This window comes from Algoriphagus algorifonticola (assembly GCF_007655305.1).
Lineage (GTDB): Bacteria > Bacteroidota > Bacteroidia > Cytophagales > Cyclobacteriaceae > Algoriphagus > Algoriphagus algorifonticola.
The window spans coordinates 40,263-60,825 of record NZ_VLOG01000008.1; the positions used below are offsets into that span (position 1 = coordinate 40,263).

Annotated in this window: 15 protein-coding genes; 6 read left to right on the forward strand and 9 right to left on the reverse strand. The window is 37.6% G+C overall.

What is annotated here, in order from left to right; all coding sequences use genetic code 11:
* Positions 1-60: 60 nt before the first annotated feature.
* Positions 61-1,227: a galactokinase gene (galK, locus tag FL972_RS00845; RefSeq protein ID WP_144602391.1), complete on the forward strand. Its 1,167-nt coding sequence runs from the start codon at positions 61-63 to the stop codon at positions 1,225-1,227.
* A 5-nt stretch (positions 1,228-1,232) separates the two neighbouring features.
* The gene (locus tag FL972_RS00850; RefSeq protein ID WP_144602393.1) at positions 1,233-2,534 is read left to right on the forward strand and encodes an APC family permease; all 1,302 of its coding nucleotides are present in this window, start codon (positions 1,233-1,235) and stop codon (positions 2,532-2,534) included.
* On the opposite strand, the gene rfbB is transcribed toward FL972_RS00850, so the two are convergent.
* The 3 genes from rfbB to FL972_RS00865 are packed head-to-tail and all read right to left on the reverse strand — an operon-like array spanning position 2,528 to position 5,839.
* On the reverse strand, positions 2,528-3,577 hold the full coding sequence (rfbB, locus tag FL972_RS00855) for a dTDP-glucose 4,6-dehydratase (RefSeq protein ID WP_144602395.1): 1,050 nt from the start codon (positions 3,575-3,577) through the stop codon (positions 2,528-2,530). The genes FL972_RS00850 and rfbB overlap by 7 nt on opposite strands.
* Complete coding sequence (locus FL972_RS00860) at positions 3,570-4,634, reverse strand: NAD-dependent epimerase (protein WP_144602397.1); 1,065 nt, start codon at positions 4,632-4,634, stop codon at positions 3,570-3,572. The genes rfbB and FL972_RS00860 overlap by 8 nt, the downstream gene beginning before the upstream one ends.
* Before the next feature lie 38 nt (positions 4,635-4,672).
* Positions 4,673-5,839 carry a glycosyltransferase family 4 protein gene (locus tag FL972_RS00865; RefSeq protein WP_144602399.1) on the reverse strand — a complete coding sequence of 389 codons (1,167 nt, stop codon included), beginning with the start codon at positions 5,837-5,839 and terminating at the stop codon, positions 4,673-4,675.
* Positions 5,840-6,099: 260 nt separating this feature from the next.
* Here FL972_RS00865 and proC point away from each other — a divergent pair, with 260 nt between their 5' ends.
* Positions 6,100-6,903: a pyrroline-5-carboxylate reductase gene (proC, locus tag FL972_RS00870; RefSeq protein WP_144602401.1), complete on the forward strand. Its 804-nt coding sequence runs from the start codon at positions 6,100-6,102 to the stop codon at positions 6,901-6,903.
* A 534-nt stretch (positions 6,904-7,437) separates the two neighbouring features.
* Here proC and FL972_RS00875 read toward each other — a convergent pair.
* Genes FL972_RS00875 through alaS form a run of 3 tightly spaced genes read right to left on the reverse strand, consistent with a single transcriptional unit; the run spans position 7,438 to position 12,654 of the window.
* Positions 7,438-8,550: a TlpA disulfide reductase family protein gene (locus FL972_RS00875; RefSeq protein WP_144602403.1), complete on the reverse strand. Its 1,113-nt coding sequence runs from the start codon at positions 8,548-8,550 to the stop codon at positions 7,438-7,440.
* Position 8,551: 1 nt separating this feature from the next.
* Entirely contained in the window at positions 8,552-10,012 is a 1,461-nt protein-coding gene (gene gatB / locus FL972_RS00880) for an Asp-tRNA(Asn)/Glu-tRNA(Gln) amidotransferase subunit GatB (protein WP_144602405.1), read from the reverse strand.
* Positions 10,013-10,029: 17 nt separating this feature from the next.
* Positions 10,030-12,654, reverse strand: coding sequence for an alanine--tRNA ligase (alaS, locus tag FL972_RS00885; protein WP_144602408.1), 2,625 nt, complete (start codon positions 12,652-12,654; stop codon positions 10,030-10,032).
* A 374-nt stretch (positions 12,655-13,028) separates the two neighbouring features.
* Between alaS and FL972_RS00890 the strand changes: the two genes are divergently transcribed.
* The 3 genes from FL972_RS00890 (at position 13,029) to FL972_RS00900 (ending at position 17,298) form a co-directional block, all read left to right on the forward strand.
* A complete protein-coding gene (locus FL972_RS00890) occupies positions 13,029-14,138 on the forward strand; it encodes an alanine racemase (RefSeq protein ID WP_144602409.1) in 1,110 nt (369 codons plus the stop codon).
* Positions 14,139-14,313: 175 nt separating this feature from the next.
* Positions 14,314-16,905 (forward strand): PAS domain S-box protein, encoded by a 2,592-nt coding sequence (locus tag FL972_RS00895; protein WP_144602412.1) that lies wholly within the window; start codon positions 14,314-14,316, stop codon positions 16,903-16,905.
* Positions 16,906-16,908: 3 nt separating this feature from the next.
* Positions 16,909-17,298: a response regulator gene (locus FL972_RS00900; protein ID WP_144602414.1), complete on the forward strand. Its 390-nt coding sequence runs from the start codon at positions 16,909-16,911 to the stop codon at positions 17,296-17,298.
* A gap of 8 nt (positions 17,299-17,306) precedes the next feature.
* Here FL972_RS00900 and FL972_RS00905 read toward each other — a convergent pair whose 3' ends face one another.
* From FL972_RS00905 to FL972_RS00915, 3 genes are read right to left on the reverse strand one after another with little or no spacing between them, the layout of a single operon-like run.
* Positions 17,307-17,774 (reverse strand): hypothetical protein, encoded by a 468-nt coding sequence (locus FL972_RS00905; RefSeq protein WP_144602416.1) that lies wholly within the window; start codon positions 17,772-17,774, stop codon positions 17,307-17,309.
* Between the two features lie 11 nt (positions 17,775-17,785).
* Complete coding sequence (locus FL972_RS00910; protein ID WP_144602418.1) at positions 17,786-18,610, reverse strand: DUF2490 domain-containing protein; 825 nt, start codon at positions 18,608-18,610, stop codon at positions 17,786-17,788.
* A 1-nt stretch (position 18,611) separates the two neighbouring features.
* Positions 18,612-20,555, reverse strand: coding sequence for a hypothetical protein (locus FL972_RS00915; RefSeq protein WP_144602421.1), 1,944 nt, complete (start codon positions 20,553-20,555; stop codon positions 18,612-18,614).
* Positions 20,556-20,563 lie beyond the last annotated feature (8 nt).

The window sequence follows — 20,563 nt, forward strand, 5'->3', positions numbered from 1 at the left end:
CACAAATTTCAGGACAATATTTATATTCAGGTCATTAAACTTATTAGCCAACAGTCATTCATGTTCTCTTCGAATTTTAGCCAAAAAGCCATTCAAGAATTCCAAAATAGATACCAAAAGAAGCCAAGAGTTTTTCGTTCTCCCGGAAGAATCAATGTGATTGGAGAACATATCGATTACAATAACGGCTGGGTAATGCCAGCGGGGATTGACAAAGAAGTCACCTTTTGTATTTCAAATAATGAAACAGAAACTTTTCGGATTTTTTCACTAAATCAACAAGAGGAGGTTTCTTTTACCCTGTCTTCTTACAATTCCATCACATCAGGCTGGGCGAAATATGTGATTGGAGTTATAGATGAATTGATAAAAATCGGAAAAAAAATTCCTGCCTTTGACGCTACTATAGACGGAAACGTTCCCTTCGGATCGGGACTATCCTCATCTGCTGCTTTGGAATGTGCCACTGCATTTGCGATAAATGAGTATTTCGAACTGAACCTTTCCAGAAAAGAGATTGCGCTAATTTCTCAAGCAGCAGAAAATAATTTTGTGGGGGTGAACTGCGGTATTATGGATCAATTTGCCTCAGTTTTTTCCAAAGAAAACCAGGTGATCAAACTGGATTGTGATACTTTGGAATATGAATATTTTCCCTGTGACTTAGGGAAATACACGTTGATTCTGGCCAACTCTTTGGTCAAACACAGCTTGGGTGATTCAGAATATAATACCCGTAGAAGGGAATGTGAAACAGCCCTTGAGGTTATTTCCGATGCTAAAGGAGTTGAAAAAAGCTTTAGAAATTTGACAATTGAAGATCTCGATACCTACTCTTCATTGATCAATGAGACACAAGCTAAAAGAGTCAGCTTTGTACTTGGAGAAATAAGCAGAGTTCAGCTTACGAGTAAGGCACTTAAAAATAAAGATTTTCATGAGCTGGGTAAATTGCTTTACGAATCACACCAAGGATTGCAATATTTATATGAAGTGAGCTGTGAGGAATTAGATTTTATGGTAAGTTTTTCAAAAGGCTTTGAAGGTCTTTTAGGATCTAGGATGATGGGAGGTGGATTTGGAGGATGCACCATCAATCTTATTGAGCGGAAATCTGCCCAATCTTTTCAAAAGGAGCTTACAGAAGCATATTTCAAACAATTTGGCATCGAACCTGAATTCTATCAGGTCAATATTGGAGAAGGAAGCTCAGAAGTGATCCTATAATTAAAATGAAAAATGCCAGTACAGCTAAAATTTCCTGGAAAACCGCCGCGGGCCTTGTGATGGCCAATATGATCGGAACTGGGGTATTTACAAGTCTTGGCTTTCAACTCCTTCAGGTTCAAAATACCTGGTCAATCATTCTTTTGTGGGTAATTGGAGGTATCATGGCCTTAATCGGTGCTTTGATATATGCTGAGTTGGGAACTCATTTTAAGAAAAGTGGAGGTGACTATATTTTTTTATCGGAAACCCTGCATCCTTCCATCGGCTATTTATATGCTTGGGTTTCTTTAACTGTAGGATTTTCTGCTCCTATCGCTATAGCTGCCATGGCAATGAATAACTATTTAAACCCTATCATTCGAGCAGGAATCTATCCAGGATTGGCATTTTTACTTTTAATTCCGCTTACTCATATTTTCTCTATCAAGCGCTCTTCACAGTTTCAAAATCTCTTCACCCTAATCAAGATATTATTTATTCTGGGATTAATTGGAATAGGTTTAAGTCTTTCAAATCAAATTTCCACATCTGCTTTGGATTTCTCAGGAACCTGGAAAAATGAAGTGGTTCTGCCTGGATTTGCAGTTTCTTTGGTTTATGTATTTTATGCCTACACAGGCTGGAATTCAGCTGCATATATTGTAGAAGAAATAGAAAATCCCGAGAAAAACCTTCCAAAAGCTCTTTTGGCTGCAACAAGCTTGGTATTAGTTCTATATGTTTTAATGCAATTGGTTTTTCTCAAACATGCAAACCAAGAGCAATTGCTGGGTCAAGTTGAAGTGGCTGAGATTTCTTTTAAAAATATCTTTGGTGAATCTGGAACCATGTGGGTAAGCATCTTAATAGGGATTCAATTAATTGCCACCATATCTGGATATGCTTGGGTTGGACCAAGGGTTACTTATGCCATGGCTAAGGATTTTAAAATCTGGAAGCCTTTATCCAAAACAAACTCAAAAGGAATTCCCGTTAGAGCTATTTTAATCAATACACTTTTCAGTCTAATCCTTTTCTTAAGCGGTTCTTTTGAGCAGGTAATGATCTACGCTGGATTTATTCTACAAATAATGGGAACCATCACAGTTTACTCTTCTTTGAAGGTTTCTAAATCCAAGGGTTTTCGCTCTCCTTTCAAACCTCTTCTTCAGTATTGCTATATCGCCTTTAGTTTGTTTGTTTCAGGATATATTTTCTGGGAGAAACCAAAAGAAAGTCTTGCCGGGTTGATCCTAATTCTAGCAGGTTTAATTCTGTATAAAGTCGATAAAAAAACCGGCACTAGGCCGGTTGTAGATCAATGATAATGTTGTTGATAGTAATCTTGGTAAGCTCCCGAGGTCACATGGTCTAGCCATTCCTCATTGGCCAAGTACCAATCAATGGTGATATCTATTCCCTCATCAAACTGCAAACTTGGCTCCCAACCTAGCTCGTTTTTGATTTTGGATGAGTCAATGGCATACCTCAAATCATGACCAGCTCTATCTTTCACAAATGTGATCAGCTTCTCAGAAGTACCTTCTTCCCTACCTAGCTTTTCATCCATTTTCTTGCAAAGCAGACGAACGATATCAATATTTTTCCACTCGTTGAATCCACCGATATTGTAGGTTTCCCCTGATTTTCCTTGGTGAAATACTGTGTCAATTGCTCGAGCATGATCCTTCACAAACAGCCAATCTCTGACATTTTCCCCTTTTCCATAGACTGGAAGCGGTTTCATATTCTTGATATTGTTGATGCAAAGTGGGATCAACTTCTCAGGAAAATGATTTGGTCCATAATTGTTAGAACAATTTGAAACAACCGTTTTCATTTTGTAGGTATTTGCATAGGCCCTAACAAAATGGTCTGATGCAGCTTTTGAAGCCGAATAAGGAGATTGAGGATCGTAAGGTGTGGTTTCTACAAAATACCCTCCATCATGCAGTGATCCATAAACTTCATCTGTAGAAACATGGTAAAATAAGTGCTGATCCAATTCGCCTTCCCAGGCTTTTTTAGCAGCATTCAAAAGATTAACTGTTCCAAAAACATTGGTTTTTACAAATGCCAAAGGATCAGATATTGACCTATCTACATGAGATTCTGCTGCAAGATGGATTACATCGGTAATGGCGTGTTTTTCAAATACTTTTTCCAATTCCAAAGCATCTTGAATATCAACCTTCTCAAAGTAATAATTGGAAGCATTTTCTACAGCCTTAAGATTTTCAAGATTCCCGGCATAGGTAAGGGCATCCAAATTCACAATCTTATAAGAAGGATATTTCTCTACAAAAAGTTGTACTACATGGGAACCAATAAATCCAGCTCCGCCTGTAATTAAAATTGATTTACTCATTTATAGTTTTTTTATAATAATCTAAGTACCAATCAGTAAATGCCTGAACTCCATCTTCGATTTTTGTGTCAGGTTTATATCCGGTATCTCTGATCAAGTCAGAAACTTCTGCGTGTGAAGCAGGAACATCTCCTGGTTGCAAGGGCAAAAGCTCCATTTTTGCCTTTTTACCCAAACCTTTCTCTATTGCTTTGATATAATCCATCAACAAGACCGGGGATGAATTACCAATATTATAAACTTTATAAGGGGCTCTCCCACTTCCCGGATCTGGGTTTTGAGGGTCAAAATCAGGGTTGGGTCTTGCAGGCCTATCAGCTACTTTAAGAATGCCCTCCACTATATCATCAATATAGGTGAAGTCCCTTTTCATCTCTCCGTGATTAAAGACTTTAATGGGTTCCCCTTTCAAAATAGCCTCAGTAAAAAGAAATAAAGCCATATCTGGTCTACCCCATGGACCGTAAACAGTGAAGAAGCGTAAGCCAGTAGTAGGTATTCCAAATAAGTGACTGTATGTATGAGCCATCAATTCGTTGGATTTCTTTGAGGCTGCATACAAAGAGATAGGATGATCTACTGAATCAGAGGTTGAAAAAGGTAATTTTTCATTTGCACCATACACTGAACTGGAAGATGCATAAACCAAGTGTTTGACTGGATTATAGCGGCTGCACTCCAAAATATTCAGGAAAGCAATGATATTACTTTGAATATATACTTCTGGATTAGTAAGGGAATATCTTACACCTGCCTGTGCCGCAAGATGGATTACAACATCAAATTTTTCAGCTTTAAAAAGTTCAGATAACTCCTCTTTCCCCGTTAAATCAAGCTGTATAAATGAATATTCTGGATACTTATTGGACTGAAATACTTTTCCATAGTTAAGCTTTTCCTTTTCAATGCCCATATGCTCCAAACGAGCGTATTTTAGATTGATATCATAGTAGTCATTGATCGAATCCAAGCCTACTACCTGTTCTCCCCTTTCAATCAGTTTTTTTGCAACATGGAATCCAATAAAACCGGCTGTACCGGTGACCAAATACTTCATAGGGAAAAATAACTATTCATTATTAATTCAAATATATACTATTCACTTTTCTCTACCTCTTCAATCAAGCGTTGATAATTGGAAAATATTTCTTGATGAAGCTTCGTTCTCTCATATTTTTCACTGATTTCTTTAAAAAGGTTTGCGGCCAGTAATTGCATTTTATCTCTTTTTACGAATGCAAATTCCAATGCTTCTCTTAAAACCTCTTCATTTTTTACAGGAAAAATTAGCCCAGTTTTTTGCTGGCTAATGATATCTGAATTACCAATTATATCAGAGCAAATCACTGGAAGCTGCATTGCTCCTGCTTCCAACAAAACATTGGGAAAGCCTTCTCTATGGGAGGCATGAACCAAGACATCTGCCAAAGCCATGTAATGAGCTACATGATCAGACCAGTCTATTTGAACTATCCTTGGATGATCTTGGATGGTCTGAATTATTTCCGGGGAGAGTGGATTTAAATCTTGTTCAAAGCTGCCTAACAAAACCAATTTTGAACTGGACACTATCTTTGAAGCCAAAAAAGCCCGAACTAGCTCCTCAATACCTTTGTCTTTGACAAGCCTTCCTACAGCTAAGATTAAGAAATCATCTTCTCCTGGTAAGATTCTCATCGTTGCTGCCACCAAGTGATTTTCCTTCAGCGCAGAGCGATTGTATTTAGCTAAATCCACTCCATTGGAAGAGCCACTTCCGATTACTTTTAATTTACGCTCAGAGCAGAGCTCCTTTTCAATAACGAAATTTTTTAGGCCATAAGAATTCGGCCATACCTCAGTAGCGTTGGAATAGGTCCATTTTTCAGCACTCTCTAAAAGTCCCTTTTTTTGACCCTCGGCAGCCATGGCAGGAATGCCCGCTAAAGTATGAATCCGAGTTTTGACACCCGCTAAATTTGCTGCTATCATTCCAAGCAAACCTGCCTTGGGTGTATGCGTGTGAACTATATCAGGTTTTTCATTTCGGAAAAGTTGGTATAATTTCCAAACGCATTTTAAATCCTGAAATGGGGTGATTTTTCTTGTAAAAGGAATTGTAATGTGCTTAACCCCTTCTCTTTTTTCGACTTGTGGAATTTCTTTACCATCAGAACTGACCGCAATTACCTCCCAACCCTTGTCTTTCATATATTTCATTTGCCCTGAAAGCAAAAGATTTAAAGAAAGAGGAACAGTTGTAATACGAATTAATTTCGGCATCAGTAGCTATTATAAAAACGCAAAGGCAGGTTTTGAAACAAACCTACCCGCTTTTGTGCAATTGCAAGGCCAAAAATAGTCATGTTAATGGAATATTCTACCATTAAAGCAGTGGATTCAATTTTAAAGCTTAATTAACTTTTACCAAACTTGTAAAAAAAGTAATTGATATCATTTTCAGCTTTTTCTTAAGTATCTATTAATAAATAGCGCATTTAATTACCTTTAATGAAGATTATTTGCTAAAAATTGAAAAATTCATGATTACAGATAAAAAAATAGCAATCATAGGCTGTGGGAATTTAGGGACTTCCATCGCCAATGGCTTATTGGAAACCCAAGGCTTCATTACAAAGAATCTGACTTTGACTAAAAGGTCAATCAGTAGTCTCTCTTCCTATTCCCAACTGGGAGTCAATATCAGCTCTGACAATATTACTGCTGCTCAGGAGGCTGATTTGGTGATTTTAGGGGTGAAACCCTACAATGTCACTCCTATATTAAATGAAATCAAAGAGGTTCTGAACCCTAGGAAACAAATCATTATTTCCTTGGCAACTGGAATAAGCCTCGAGGAAATGTATAAAACCCTAGATCCTCGGACAGTCTGTTTCCGTGCTATGCCCAATATTGCAGCAGATATTCAAGAATCGATAACCTGCATTTGTCAACAAAATGCAAATGCAGAACAAATTGCATTGATTGAAAAACTATTTAATTCGATTGGATTTACTCAAACCATCGATGAAAATTTAATGGAAGCAGCAACAGTCTTAGGTGCCTGTGGTATTGCTTATGTTTTACGCTTTATGAGAGCAATGATTCAAGGAGGTATTCAAATTGGATTTGATTCTGTAACTGCCAGTAAAATTGTCAATCAAACTGTGAAGGGTGCTGCCGAACTGATGATACAGAAGAACATGCATCCTGAAGCAGCAATAGATAAAGTGACCACTCCCAAAGGCTGTACTATCGTAGGACTGAATGAAATGGAACATCAAGGCTTCAGTTCAGCAATGGTCAGGGGGGTAATTGCCAGCTACGAAAAGATTGAAAAACACTAAAAAATCACGCTACAAAAAAAACCGAAGAAAATCTTCGGTTTTTTTTATGTCAATTTTTGTCAAACTGAAATTAATCAAAAATTACCAAAAAAATAAAAATGCCGTTTGGAGCACACCAGCCATACTTCTTGTATTAAAAAACAATCATTTCTATGAATATTTATATTTATTGAAAAAGAAAGAATTTTTGATGTGTTTTTCTTTTGAATATTTTTATTAGATTTGTCTCGGGTGATAAACAACTTTTGCTATTCCTTTTTAAAAGAACCAATTTTTAAAGGAAGGACTGTTTGGTACTTTTTCCTCCTTCCTTTTATGAAATGCCCACAAGAAAAAATCTCACACAACTTGTCCCGAATTTGTTTCGGGAGGGGGATGATTATACGGGGCATTCCATCTGACCTTTGAAAAACAAATTATAAACAGATAAAATAGAATTTCTGCTCTGAAAACCTTCGCTAAAACGAAGGTTTTTTTCATAAAAAAAACCCTGTCATTTTTGGTGACAGGGTTCTTCATTTTTGGTTAGAAATATTAATCAAAAATCTCTGCAAGCTTATTTTCAAGACTAGGTCCGCGTAAATCTTTAGCGATGATTTTCCCATCAGGATCCAGCATATAAGTAGCTGGAATGGCATTGATTTGATAAGTCACAGCTGCTTTAGAATTGAAATACTGAAGATCTGAAACATGAGTCCAGGTCAGACCATCGTCTTCAATAGCTTTCAACCAGTCTTCTTTGGTTCTGTCTAAAGAGACTCCAAATACTTCAAACCCTTTATCTTTATAAAGATTATACATTCTTACAAGATTAGGATTTTCCTGACGACAAGGCTTACACCAAGCAGCCCAAAAATCAATCAGTACGTACTTCCCTTTCATATCAGAAAGCTTTACCATTTCCCCTTGAGGATTAGGTAATTCAATTTCAGGGGCAGGCTGCCCTACAGATAACTTTCTCATTTCATCCAGTTGTTGTTTTAACTGAAGGATTGATTTCGTGTTAGGGTAGTTTTCATTCAGATCAGAAACCAATTGATCCAAAAATGGAAAATCATTTTTTGGATTTAATAAGCCTACCGCAGCAAGAGAGGCAAAGCTATCTCCCATACTTTCTATAGTCGCTTTTACTTTTTCAGATTGCTGAGCTTCCAATTCCATTGCCTGCTCTTGGATACTTCGGATAGCATCTGAGTTATTACTACTCATGGCTTCATAATAAGCTTCGTTTAGCTTATTCACTTCAGTTTGATAATCATTCATCAGCTTTTCCAGCTTGAGCATCTCCTGAGAGTCTTGAGAACCCTCGATTTTAATTTCCTCTGGCTTGGAGAAATCATAGTAAACCTGCACGTTTTCATCCAAAAGAGCTAGCCTTACTGAGCGTTGACCAAAAAGATTCAATTCATAAAAGGTAGGAGAATCAACAGCCACCTCATATTCAAATTCCCCTTTGGAGTTAACCTCCAAGGTATCTAAAACCTTTGGTCTTGATTCCGTAAACTGAGAAAGAACAACCACTCCTGCCGGAGCATTTTCTACTTTCCCCGAAACAAGGACTTTTCCATCTGTATTAGACTGCCTGCTTCCACAAGAAACCAATACCGTGAAAACAGCCAGAAAACTTAAGCTGAGTATTTTTTTCATATTAATTGTCTAGAATTTTTGTCAATAATTTAGTGGCAACTATTGGGTCTGCTTTTCCTTGAGACTTTTTCATTACCTGTCCCATAAACATCCCCATCAATCCCTTTTTACCTGATTTATACTCCTTTACCTTAGAAGCATTTTCACTGATCACACTTTCGACAATAGGCAACAAAGAATCTTCATCGCTTTCCTGGATCAAATTTAACCGCTGAGCAATTTGAAGAGGACTTTCTTCAGATTGATTTAGCATTTCAGGATAAATCTTTTGCTGAGCAGCTGTGAAGCTAACATGCCCCTCATCAATCAGCGCAATCAATTCTCCCAACTTGGAAGCCGGAATCGGAAAATCTGAAATTGAGGCTCCACTTTCATTCAAATAGGACTTAATCGGTCCCATCATCCAGTTGGATGCCGCTTTATAATTGGAAGTGATTTTACAAAGACTATCAAACCATAAGGCAATGGGTCTTGATTCTGTCAAGAAACTTGCATCATAATCCGGAAGCCCGTAGTCATCGACAAACCTAGCTTGCAGTTCACGAGGAAGCTCTGGCATCTGTTCCTGAATGGAGCTCAACCATTCTTCAGAAATCACTACCGGACTTAAGTCAGGCTCAGGAAAATACCTGTAATCATTTAAATCTTCCTTGGTACGCATGCTTGCAGTAGTACCCGAATTGGCATCAAAAGTTCTTGTTTCAGAAACAATTTCCTTGCCTTCTTCCAACAGCCCGATTATTCTTTCATGCTCGTGCTCAATAGCCCGAAAAACATTTCTGAAAGAATTCATGTTCTTCACTTCGACTTTTTTCCCAAGTTCTTTGGCGCCCTTGAGCATAACAGATACGTTGGCATCGCATCGAAGAGATCCCTCCTCCATGTTTCCATCACATATTTCTAAATATTCAACGAGCTTTTTAATCTCAGTCAAAAAAGCATAAGCCTCTTCCGGGCTATGCATATCCGGTTCAGAAACGATTTCAATTAATGGGGTACCTGCTCTGTTAAAATCCACCAAAGTATCTGTTTCGCCGGCCAAGTGAATTGATTTACCAGCATCCTCTTCCATATGTACTCGATTGAGTCGGATATATCTTTTGGTTCCGTCTGAAAGCTGAATAGGTACTGTTCCACCCACGCAAATAGGCCCTTTATCTTGGGTAATTTGATAGCCCTTAGGCAAGTCTGGATAGAAATAATTTTTTCGGGAGAAAATATTAAATCGCGTGATTTCAGAATTACAGGCTAACCCCATTTTCACTGCATACTCCACCACCTTTTTATTGATCTTCGGTAATGTGCCTGGATGCCCTAGGGTAATCACAGATATTTGGGTATTAGGAAGATTACCGTATTCAGTAGAATCGGCTGAAAATATTTTACTCACAGTCTGCAATTGGGCATGAACCTCCAGCCCAATTACCAACTGATATTTATTTCTTAAATCTTCGCTAATCATATTTACTTATTCAGCGCTTATAAAAACATTTGCTTTGCCTTGCTAATCACGTCTGGAAGTCCTTCCAGTTTCTTACCACCAGCTGTAGCAAAGAAAGGTTGACCTCCTCCTCCTCCCTGAATCTCCTTGGCTAATTCACGGACAATTTGACCCGCATTCAAGTTTTTAGATGAGATCAAATTTTCGTCCAAAATAACAGCTATTTGCGGTTTTCCTTCGATTTCTGCTGCAAGAATTACAAAGGCATCAGCTACTTCATTTTTCAATTCATAAGCCAATTTCTTCAAGGAGTCTGCATTCGGAAGGCTAATTTGAGCCAAAAGAATTTTGGCTCCATCCTTTTCTACAAATTGCTTTAAAAGATCTGCTTTAACTCCAGAGGCTTTCTCTTGATATAATTTATCCAGCTCGCTCTTCAATTCAGCTTTTTCGTGCAACAAAGATTCCACCGCTTTCTTCAAGTCTTTAGGATTCTTTAACAGTTCCTGAAGTTCTTTCACGAGATTTTCCTGAGCTTTCAGATATTTCTCTGCTTCCAAAGAAGTAATAGCTTCTATCCTTCGAACCCCTGAAGCTACAGATCCCTCTGAAAGAATCTTGAATAGCCCAATTTGTGCTGTGGAAGGAACATGGGTACCACCACAAAGTTCGACCGAGAAGTTTGGATCAAAGGTGATTACTCTCACATAATCCCCATATTTTTCGCCAAACAAAGCAGTTGCGCCCATTTGCTTAGCTTCTTCAATAGGGACATTTCTTTTTTCCAAAAGCGGGATATTTTCCCGGATCTTGGAATTGACTATGTCTTCAACCTGAGAGATTTCTTCTTCAGTCATCTTAGCAAAGTGGGAGAAATCAAATCTCAGGATTTGATCATTCACCAAGGAACCTCTTTGTTGTACATGATCTCCTAACACCTGCTTTAGAGCAGACTGTAACAAATGAGTAGCAGTATGATTATTCATAGTTAAGGATCGCTTGAGCTTATCCACTTCAGCTGAAAACCTCAAACTTGGATCCGTTGGCAGTTTTTCAACGAAATGAACAATCAGATCATTTTCCTTTTTGGTGTCTACTACTCTTATTTTTTCCGATTCAGATATCAAGTAGCCGGTATCTCCTACCTGACCGCCACTTTCTGCATAAAATGGAGTTTTGTCCAGCACTAACTGATACTTATCTCCTTTTTTATCCTTTACTACCCTGTATTTGATGATGTGGGAATAAGCCTCGGTAAAATCATAACCTATAAAGTCCACACCTTCATCATCATGCACTGAAACCCAATCTCCGGTTTCGGATTCTGAAGCTGCTCTAGATCGATTTTTTTGTTTTTCCATCTCAGAGGCAAAGCCTTTTTCATCCAGTGAAAAGCCCCCTTCTCTTGCAATTAAAGAAGTTAAGTCCAGTGGAAAACCATAGGTATCATATAATTCAAAGGCAGTTTTTCCTGAAATCACCTTTTCATTTTGAGCTCTCAAGTCTGCCTTGATTTGATCCAGCATCTTTAAGCCTTTATCCAAGGTTCTCAGGAAAGATGTTTCCTCTTCCTGGATCACTTTTGCAATAAACTCCTGCTGTTGCTTCACTTCTGGAAAAATCTCCCCAAAGTTGGCTGAGATCAGTGGGCTCAATTCATATAAAAATGGCTCCTGAAAATCCAAGAAAGTATATCCATACCTCACAGCTCTTCTGAGAATTCTTCTGATCACATAACCAGCCTTATTATTGGATGGCAATTGCCCATCTGCTATGGTAAAAGAAATTGCTCTGATATGGTCGACAATAACCCTAAATGCAATGTCAGTTTGCTCATCTTGCCCATACTTTTTCCCAGATTTACCTTCCAAAAAAGAAATGAAAGGCATAAACAAATCAGTGTCATAATTGGACGACTTATGCTGTATTGCTCTTACAAGTCGCTCGAATCCCATCCCTGTATCTACATGCTTGGCAGGCAATTCTTTTAGACTTCCATCAGAAAGTCTGTTGTACTGCATAAACACCAAATTCCATATTTCAATGACTTGAGGGTGATCATTATTTACCAGATCCTTCCCGGCAACTTGCTTGCTTTCTTCCTCAGAGCGCAAATCTATGTGGATTTCTGAACAAGGACCACAAGGACCTGTATCTCCCATTTCCCAAAAATTATCCTTTTTAGAGCCCATGATGATTCTATCTTCTGGAACAATTTTTTTCCAGAAATCATAGGCTTCTTGATCCATTTGTAAATTGTCATCCTGGTCACCCTCAAAAACAGAAACATATAATCTGTCTTTTGGTAATTGATACACCTCAGTCAGTAATTCCCAAGCCCATTCAATAGCTTCTTTTTTGAAATAATCTCCAAAGGACCAATTTCCTAGCATTTCAAACATGGTGTGGTGGTAAGTGTCCACTCCAACTTCCTCCAAATCGTTGTGCTTTCCACTTACACGAAGACATTTTTGTGAATTGGCTACTCGGGCGTATTTAGCCTGCTCATTCCCTAAAAAAGCATCTTTAAATTGATTCATCCCTGCGTTTGTAAACATCAGGGTAGGGTCATTTTTAACAACTATTGGAGAAGAAGGAACAAACTGATGCTGTTTAGATTGGAAAAACTCAATGAATGTACTTCGGATTTTTTTTGCTTCCATGAAGTTTAGACTGCGCTTAAGGTGTTGAATATTGGATACAAGTCCGCTAAAGTCGGCCTTTTATTTTGGGACACAAAATTAGTACAATTGGCGGGCTATCGCTAAGGGTGCGGGTAAATTCTACAATTGTTTCAAAATCGGAGGCTAAAATTCCAAAATCCAACTCAGAAAAATGAAATAATACAGAATACTAGTCTTATTCAAAATCCTTCTCCAGTATAAACTCGAAATAGGAATAGTCAATTTCAGTATTTCAATCAATCTCTAATTTTAATCTTCAATGCTTATTCGTTAGCAGTAATTCATGAATTATTCATTTCCAAGCTCAAAAATCTTTTTTACTTTCAGGTAAATTTTAATGCTATCAAACCACAATGACCTACCTATCAAAAATCACTTCCCCTACTCTGTTGATCGATGAGAAAAAATGCCGGGCAAATATCAAACGAATGGCAGATAAAGCTGCTCGGCATGAAATGAAACTTGCTCCACATTGGAAGACTGCTCAATCTAGAATTATTGGAACATGGGCGAAGGATTTTGGAATCAAGGAATTAACAGCTTCATCAATCAAGATGGCTGCATATCTATGCGGACAAGGCTGGGATAATATCCATATAGCTTTTCCTTTCAATCCATTGGAAATAAATAAGCTGAATGAATTAGCCAAAAATCAAAGCCTTTCAGTTCAATTGATCAACCCAATCACCACTCAAAAATTGGTAGACCAATTGACTGAAAAAGTAGGTTTCTTCATAGAAATAGATGCCGGATATGGCAGAACGGGCGTCAAGGTTTCGGATTTTGGCCTGATTGAAGAAATCTTGAGAACAGCTAAGAAGTCTGATAAGCTATATTTTAAAGGTTTTTACATACACGCAGGTCATTCTTATTATAAGCCAGACATTCCAGAGCTCTATGAGCAAACCAGAAATGCATTAGGGATGCTGAAGGCCAAGTATAGATCTGAATATCCGCACCTAATTACTCGAACAGGAGATACTCCCGGTTGTGCGGTGATGGAGGATTTTGGAGATATCGATGAAATGGGGCCTGGAAATTTTGTCTTTTTTGACTTAATGCAAGCCAAACTTGGTGGTTGTTCAAAAAAAGAGATAGCTGTTGCTCTTGCAGTTCCAGTGGTTGATATTAATAAAGAAAGAAAAGAAGTGCTTGTTCATGGTGGTGGGGTTCATTTAGCCAAAGATGTGATGAAAGAGCCTGATGGCACAAATAATTTCGGCGAAGTAGTCCAACTAGAAGAATCTGGCTGGAAAATTTCTGAACCTAGTGAAAGGTCCTATTTAAAAAGTATTTCTCAGGAGCATGGCATTATAAAGGCTTCCGAGAGCTTTCTACAAAAGGTGAAAATTGGAGATGTGATAGGAATACTACCTGTTCATTCCTGTATGACAGCAGATGCTATGGCTTCTTATTTGACCTTGGATGGTCAGACAATAGACCATGCAGAGGGAGTCTGCTAATGTAGTCATTTGATGATCAAATGACCTAAAAAACAAATCAAAACCAATTTTACGATTATGAGTTATCAATTTGATTGAATTATGAATGAAGACTGTATAGCTGATTTCCTTCCTTATAATTTCTTGATTGCCTACTTGATAACCTGTAATAAAGGTTTGAAATAATAATGTATTAATGAGCAGCATTTCACCTCTTTTTGAAGAATTTTCGTCTTCGAAAAACATCCTCAACCTGATTGAAACTGAATTATGCAATGGGATTTTACAACTCACACATAATTCGGATTGGGAAGAAAAAAGCAACATATCTCTTAAAAATCTATTAGGCTTTCCTATTGGAAAGAACTATCCCGGTTTTTTTAATCTTGTTCAGCCTTCAGATCTCACGGCGTTTTTGGATGAAATTGAAAAAATTTCAGCTGAAAGAGGAGGAAAAATAAATTTTGTACTCCGAGCAAAACATGCAAATGGAAAGCGCCTTCATCTCCAACTCATCGGACAGAGATTAAAAGCAGACTCGCCTGATTTATTATTTTTTATCAAAGACCAAACTGCAAAAATCGAGCATGAGGACTTTGCTTTTCAATGCAACTTAGCTTCAAAAATTGGATACTGGAACATTGATCTAGAGACTCAAAAGCCCTATTGGAGCCGAGTGACGAGATTGATACATGAAGTACCTGATGATTTTCAACCTGACTTTAAAACAGCAATAGATTTTTACAAGGATGGGCAAAGTAAAGAATTGATCCAGCGAGTTGTAAAAAATGCATTAGAAAAAGGAGAACCTTATGATGTGGAACTAATCCTTATAACCTACAAAAATGAAGAAAAGTGGGTTCGGGCCATTGGACTTCCGGAATTTGCAGATGGAAAATGCATCAGATTATACGGGACTTTTCAGGACATCCACCAACGCAAAATCAATAGACTCAAACTCCAAGCTGAGCAGGCAAAACTTAAAAATGCAATTGAAGGTACCAATCTCGGAACTTGGGAATGGAATGTTCAAACTGGTGAGACGGTATTTAATGAAAGGTGGGCTGAAATCACAGGATATACGCTAGCCGAATTAGCCCCAATTTCTATAGAAACTTGGACCAAATTGGCTCATCCTGAAGACCTTGAAACTTCCTCCAAAAAGCTACAAGACTGTTTTGAGAAAAAAACAGATTTTTACGAATGCGAGGCCAGAATGAAGCATAAAGACGGGCATTGGGTTTGGGTTTATGATAGAGGGAAGGTGTTTTCATGGACTGAGGATGGCAAGCCTTTGATGATGTTTGGAACCCATCAGGACATCACTGAAACCAAAAATGAAATTGAACAACAAGCCATTTTTATTCAGCAGGCACCATCATCCATTGCGATGTTTGACAAAGAGTTGAATTACCTCTCCGCTTCTTCTAAATGGATTAGAGACTATGGACTAAACGGAAAAAAAATCATCGGAAATTCCTTTTTTAAAACTTTCCCAAAATCAAATCAAAACTGGCAGGAAATTTTTGAGGATAGCTTAAAAGGCAGTTCCCGAAAAAAAGATGAGGAAAAGTTAGTTTATGAAAACGGAGAAATTCAATGGATCAAGTGGGAGTGCAAACCATGGTATAATAAACAGGGGAATATTGGTGGTGCATTGATGTATACCCAGGATATCACGAAAGTCAAAGAAACAGCTGAGCAACTGAAAATTTCCATGTCTGCTTTTCAAAGAAATTTTGAGAATGCGGGGATTGGGATGGCTATAGTGTCTACCGAAGGACAATGGAAAAATGTCAACGACAGACTTTGCGAAATGATAGGATACAATCGTGAAGAACTTTTGAAGCTTACTTTTCAGGACATCACCCATCCCGAAGATCTCAATGCTGATTTAGAATTGTTGTATGAAACCATAAGAGGAGAGCGACAAACGTATCAGATTGAAAAGAGATATTTTCATAAAACCGGAGAAGAAATCCATGCACTACTTTCCGTATCAGCAGTAAGAGATACCGAGGATAAGTTACTTTATTTCATTTCCCAGATCATCGACATTACAGATTTGAAGCGGGCCCAAACTCAAATTAGAAAATTATTACAGACCAGTGAAGATCAAAACGAGCGGTTAAAGAATTTTGCCCACATCGTATCTCATAATCTTCGTTCCCACAGTGGTGGAATGGTACAACTTCTGGAGTTTTTAGAAATAGAAAGTCCGGAATATTTTCAAAATGAATTGGTCAAATTGCTCAAACAAGCATCCGACAATCTTAAAGAGACTATTGAGCATTTAACCCAAATAGTCAATGTAAACCTACAATCCTCCTATCCGAAAAAAGCAATTAGATTGTATGATGTGGTAGAGAAAACCCTTCAAAGTCTTCAAATAACAAGTCAAAACTCAGGCGTAAAGTTGTTCAATGAAGTAGATCCTACTTTGATAGTAATGGCAATTCCTGCATATTTGGATAGTATAGTGCTGAATTTTCTTACCAATGGCATAAAATACAAAGATCCTGAAAAGAGTAGTTTCGTAAAAGTCAAAACAATTAACCATTCTGATACGATCGAAATCCATTTTGAAGACAACGGACTGGGAATAGATTTGGAGAGATATTCGAATTCTTTATTTGGAATGTACAAGACTTTTCACAAACATGATGATTCGAGGGGCGTAGGACTTTATATCACTAAAAACCAGATCGAAGCTATGGATGGAAAAATCGAAGTAGAGAGTAAAGTTACAGTAGGAACAATTTTTAAAGTTTTTTTAAATAAGAATTAAATCATGATTGACCTAGCTTGCTTAATTGAGGATGATCCTATTCATGTCTTCCTAACAGAAAAATTTTTGGGTGCCAGTGGAAAAGTGAAGGAACTCATCCGCTATGCTAATGGAGAGGAAGCTTATTTTGCACTCAGAGAAAAGTTCGAGAAAAAAATACCTTTACCTGAATTAATCCTATTGGATCTAAATATGCCTATTTGGGATGGATGGCAATTTTTGGAGGAGTTCACGAAGTTAGCTATTGAAAAAAAGATTTACATTTTCATTCTTACAAGCTCTATTGACAGTCAGGATGAGCTCAAAGCTCAAAAGTATGGGATGCAGGATTATTTTAGAATTAAACCAATCACTGCGAATATGGTGACAGAAATATTTGACATGATGGATTAAGAAATCTGTCAATTGATAAAATAAACTATCCCAAGCTTTACTGTCCAAGTACTCCTCTGTCCAAACTGCCTTTGAATCTCAGGATTCAAACCCAATTGATCAAGTAATTTCCATTGAAGTCCAGTACCCACATTGAATGTATGGAGATTTACAGGTGGATTCTCACTCAACTCAAATACTCTCTTATAATAGCCGTATCCTGAAGAAGCGTACCATTGATATTTTTTTTCTGTCAGATAATACCGTGCATCTAAATTTACCCCAGTCGCTTTTCCTGTTGCCGGTAGATACACAGATACGCTAGGACTAACAGATAAATAATGAATAGGGAAATATTCACCCGATATATTCATCGCAAAAAACCCAGGTTGGAATCGAAAATCATAGCCCTGAGATATCCTCCATTGCTTTTGATATTGAGCATGAACGCTCATGGATAAAGTAATTGCGATCAGCAATAAGCCAAATTTCTTCATGATTTTTAACCTTAAAATTGGAAGTCTCTGGTCAATGGTTTTCGGTTACCTCTAAAATCAAATGTGTACATAATATTCAAGCGAATAATATGTCTGTTCCGGTAAATACCCAAAGTGGATGTCGGGCCATAAGTCCACATATGTCCTCCAAAAAACATGAGGTTGTTGTAGGTATAACCTATTGCCGTGTATAGACGATTTTCTTCAAAAATATTCAGCTTAGTCTTGCCAGTTTCGAAGAATATCTCATTAGACGGTGCAATAAAAAAGGTCTTATTTTCCATTTTCGGCTTATTTAAAGGAACATAAGCCGTGATTTTATAGCGATACCTATTGGTAAAATCATAATCATCACCCACGTTATTTAATCGCTTGAATCTATGCTCAAATCTAAATTGATGAAGAACCTTTACCCTGCCGACTCCCTGTGTAAGCAACCATTGATGCCAAATTCTAGGTTCTAAGACAGAGGTCTCAAATTCCGGATTTCCAGGTTCAGGTGTGTAATTCCAAACTAAGGTCGGACCGAAAGTAACTTCGAAATTGTCTGTGAATAAATAGGTCATCCCGAAACGGTTATAAACCTGCCCCATTCTACCCACAAAATCACTTCTGTTGTCTATACTACTTCTCCTTCGATAGTGATTTTCCTGATACCACCACCACTTATCTGACAGCCTCAGCTTGAGGTACAACCCATTCCAGAGCTCAGTTGTTGCAGGTAAACCTTGGGGCTCTGTCATAGGAGAACTTTGAGCCAAAGCCAAACCAAAAGAGGTTACAAAAAATATCAGGATCAGACTCAACTGATGGACCCTATTGATCAATCTTTTCATTTTATTGAAGCCCAAGTGATTGTTCTAATTTTGAAATGGTAGCTCTCTTGTTGATGCTCCTTTCTATGCTTTTGGTGTCTTGATCCACTAAGGCCACCATCTTAGAGGAGAGCGTTTGAATTTTTTGAATCCAAACTGGAAGTTGTTTAGAATTCCTTTCCTGCATCAATTGGGTTTGGTAATATTCCAACAGACGTTCGTAAGCATCGTATAACTTGGGCTTAATTCTTTGATTGTAGCGGCTATAAGTAAATGGATTAAATACCTCTTCTTGATAAAGCTCGTCAACCTGCAGTGAGTAGCTATCCAACTCCAATAATTCAGGGTAATTAGAAATAAGGATAGAAAGCAAATCCAGTATGTTTTGACCTATCGCCTTCTTCTTATCAAATTCCTGCTCCTTCGCAAAATCACCCGTCAACTTTTGTAATGTTTGAGTATATAATTGCTCATATACTGCTTTAACATACTCATTTGCAAAGTCCTCCTGATATAGGTTTCTGGTTGCCTCAGACTTTTGAGCAATTTGCTTTTCCAAGTTAAGGAGCTCAGAATCTTGCCTAATCACGAATAATGATTCATCTACCAAATCCTGCTGCTGATCAATCAATTCTGATATCTGTGTCAACCAAGAATCCAATCCTCTAAAAAAACCTTTTGAAAATTCTTCTTTAGAAAAAGACAAGGATCTGCTAACACTTTCTCCGCCATAAGTGAATTTGATTGGGATTTCCTTAGGGAACTTATTTTCCAGAGATTTTTCCAATAATGACACATCATGATATTGAATATCCTTTGTTTCCAGAAGTTTGACCAACTCTTCCAATCCTTTCAGTCTATTTTCGAAATCACTGTGAATTTGATAAGCGTAAGCCATAGACTCTGAAGAGTTTTTATTCAGCACAAAGGAATCATCATCGAGATAGGTTTGAATTTTGGAGATGAGACTTTTATAGCTTCCCGGGATGGTTTCGATAAGTCTTTGCTGGGTGCGGTTAAATTCATAAACCATCCTTCTAGTATGCATTGGATAATCAATTAATTGCCCTGCTGCATTCACATAGGAGGATTCAAACTTTAAAAGTTTACTTAGGAATTCTTTTATGAATTGATTTCCAGCGTTTTGAGATTTAGCCTCTTCTGAGTCACTTAAAAATCCATCTCGGTAATCCAAATTAAAAACCCTATCTGCAACTCTAAATCCAGTATTTTTCCCTTGATCCAATAAATTGAGCTTATCTATGGTTTCAAAATAAACCTTGTCCATGATCAGTTGGTCAGTCTTCAAGTCCCTCTTGACCATCCCGATTAAAAAGCCGTTTAAATAATTCCGGACTTCTGAAATAAGCTTCTCCCCTTCTTTATAAACTATTACCCATTCTCCATCCATCACACCGTTTTCCAGGAGTTTACCCCTAATGAACTCGGCCCTACCATTATTTCTAAATTGAATTTCAAGTTTTTCAGAAAGATCTCCTTTTTTAAAAAGTAATTGATCAGAAAATGCCCTTCTTACTTTTCTCGGGCCATCTAAAGAATATTCCTCATATATCCAATTCCCTGAGGGCACCCCTCCTTCGTAATTAGCCTTTAATTCAATCAGAGTTCCACTTAAATCAGCCACTAGCTCAAGGTCCTTTACATCCCTTATAGTGACTTTATAATCTTCTGTGAGGTAATTCCATTTCTGGGCTTTCTTATTTCTATCATAGGCGCCTTCCACCAGAACCTTTAAGAGTTCATCCTTTTGAGGCAACTTTTTAGATTGGAATTTAAAATCTCCATCTAAAACCACAGAATCTTTATCGAAAGAATAAAATTCAAAATCAGCTTTTCCCTCGAATCCTCTCCATGAGTATGCACCGCTATAAATCTTTTTTTCCTGTCCCCAAATGTTATTACTGTATAAAAGGGCTAAAACAAGAAACCATCTTGAAAACTTCATAGGCCAAT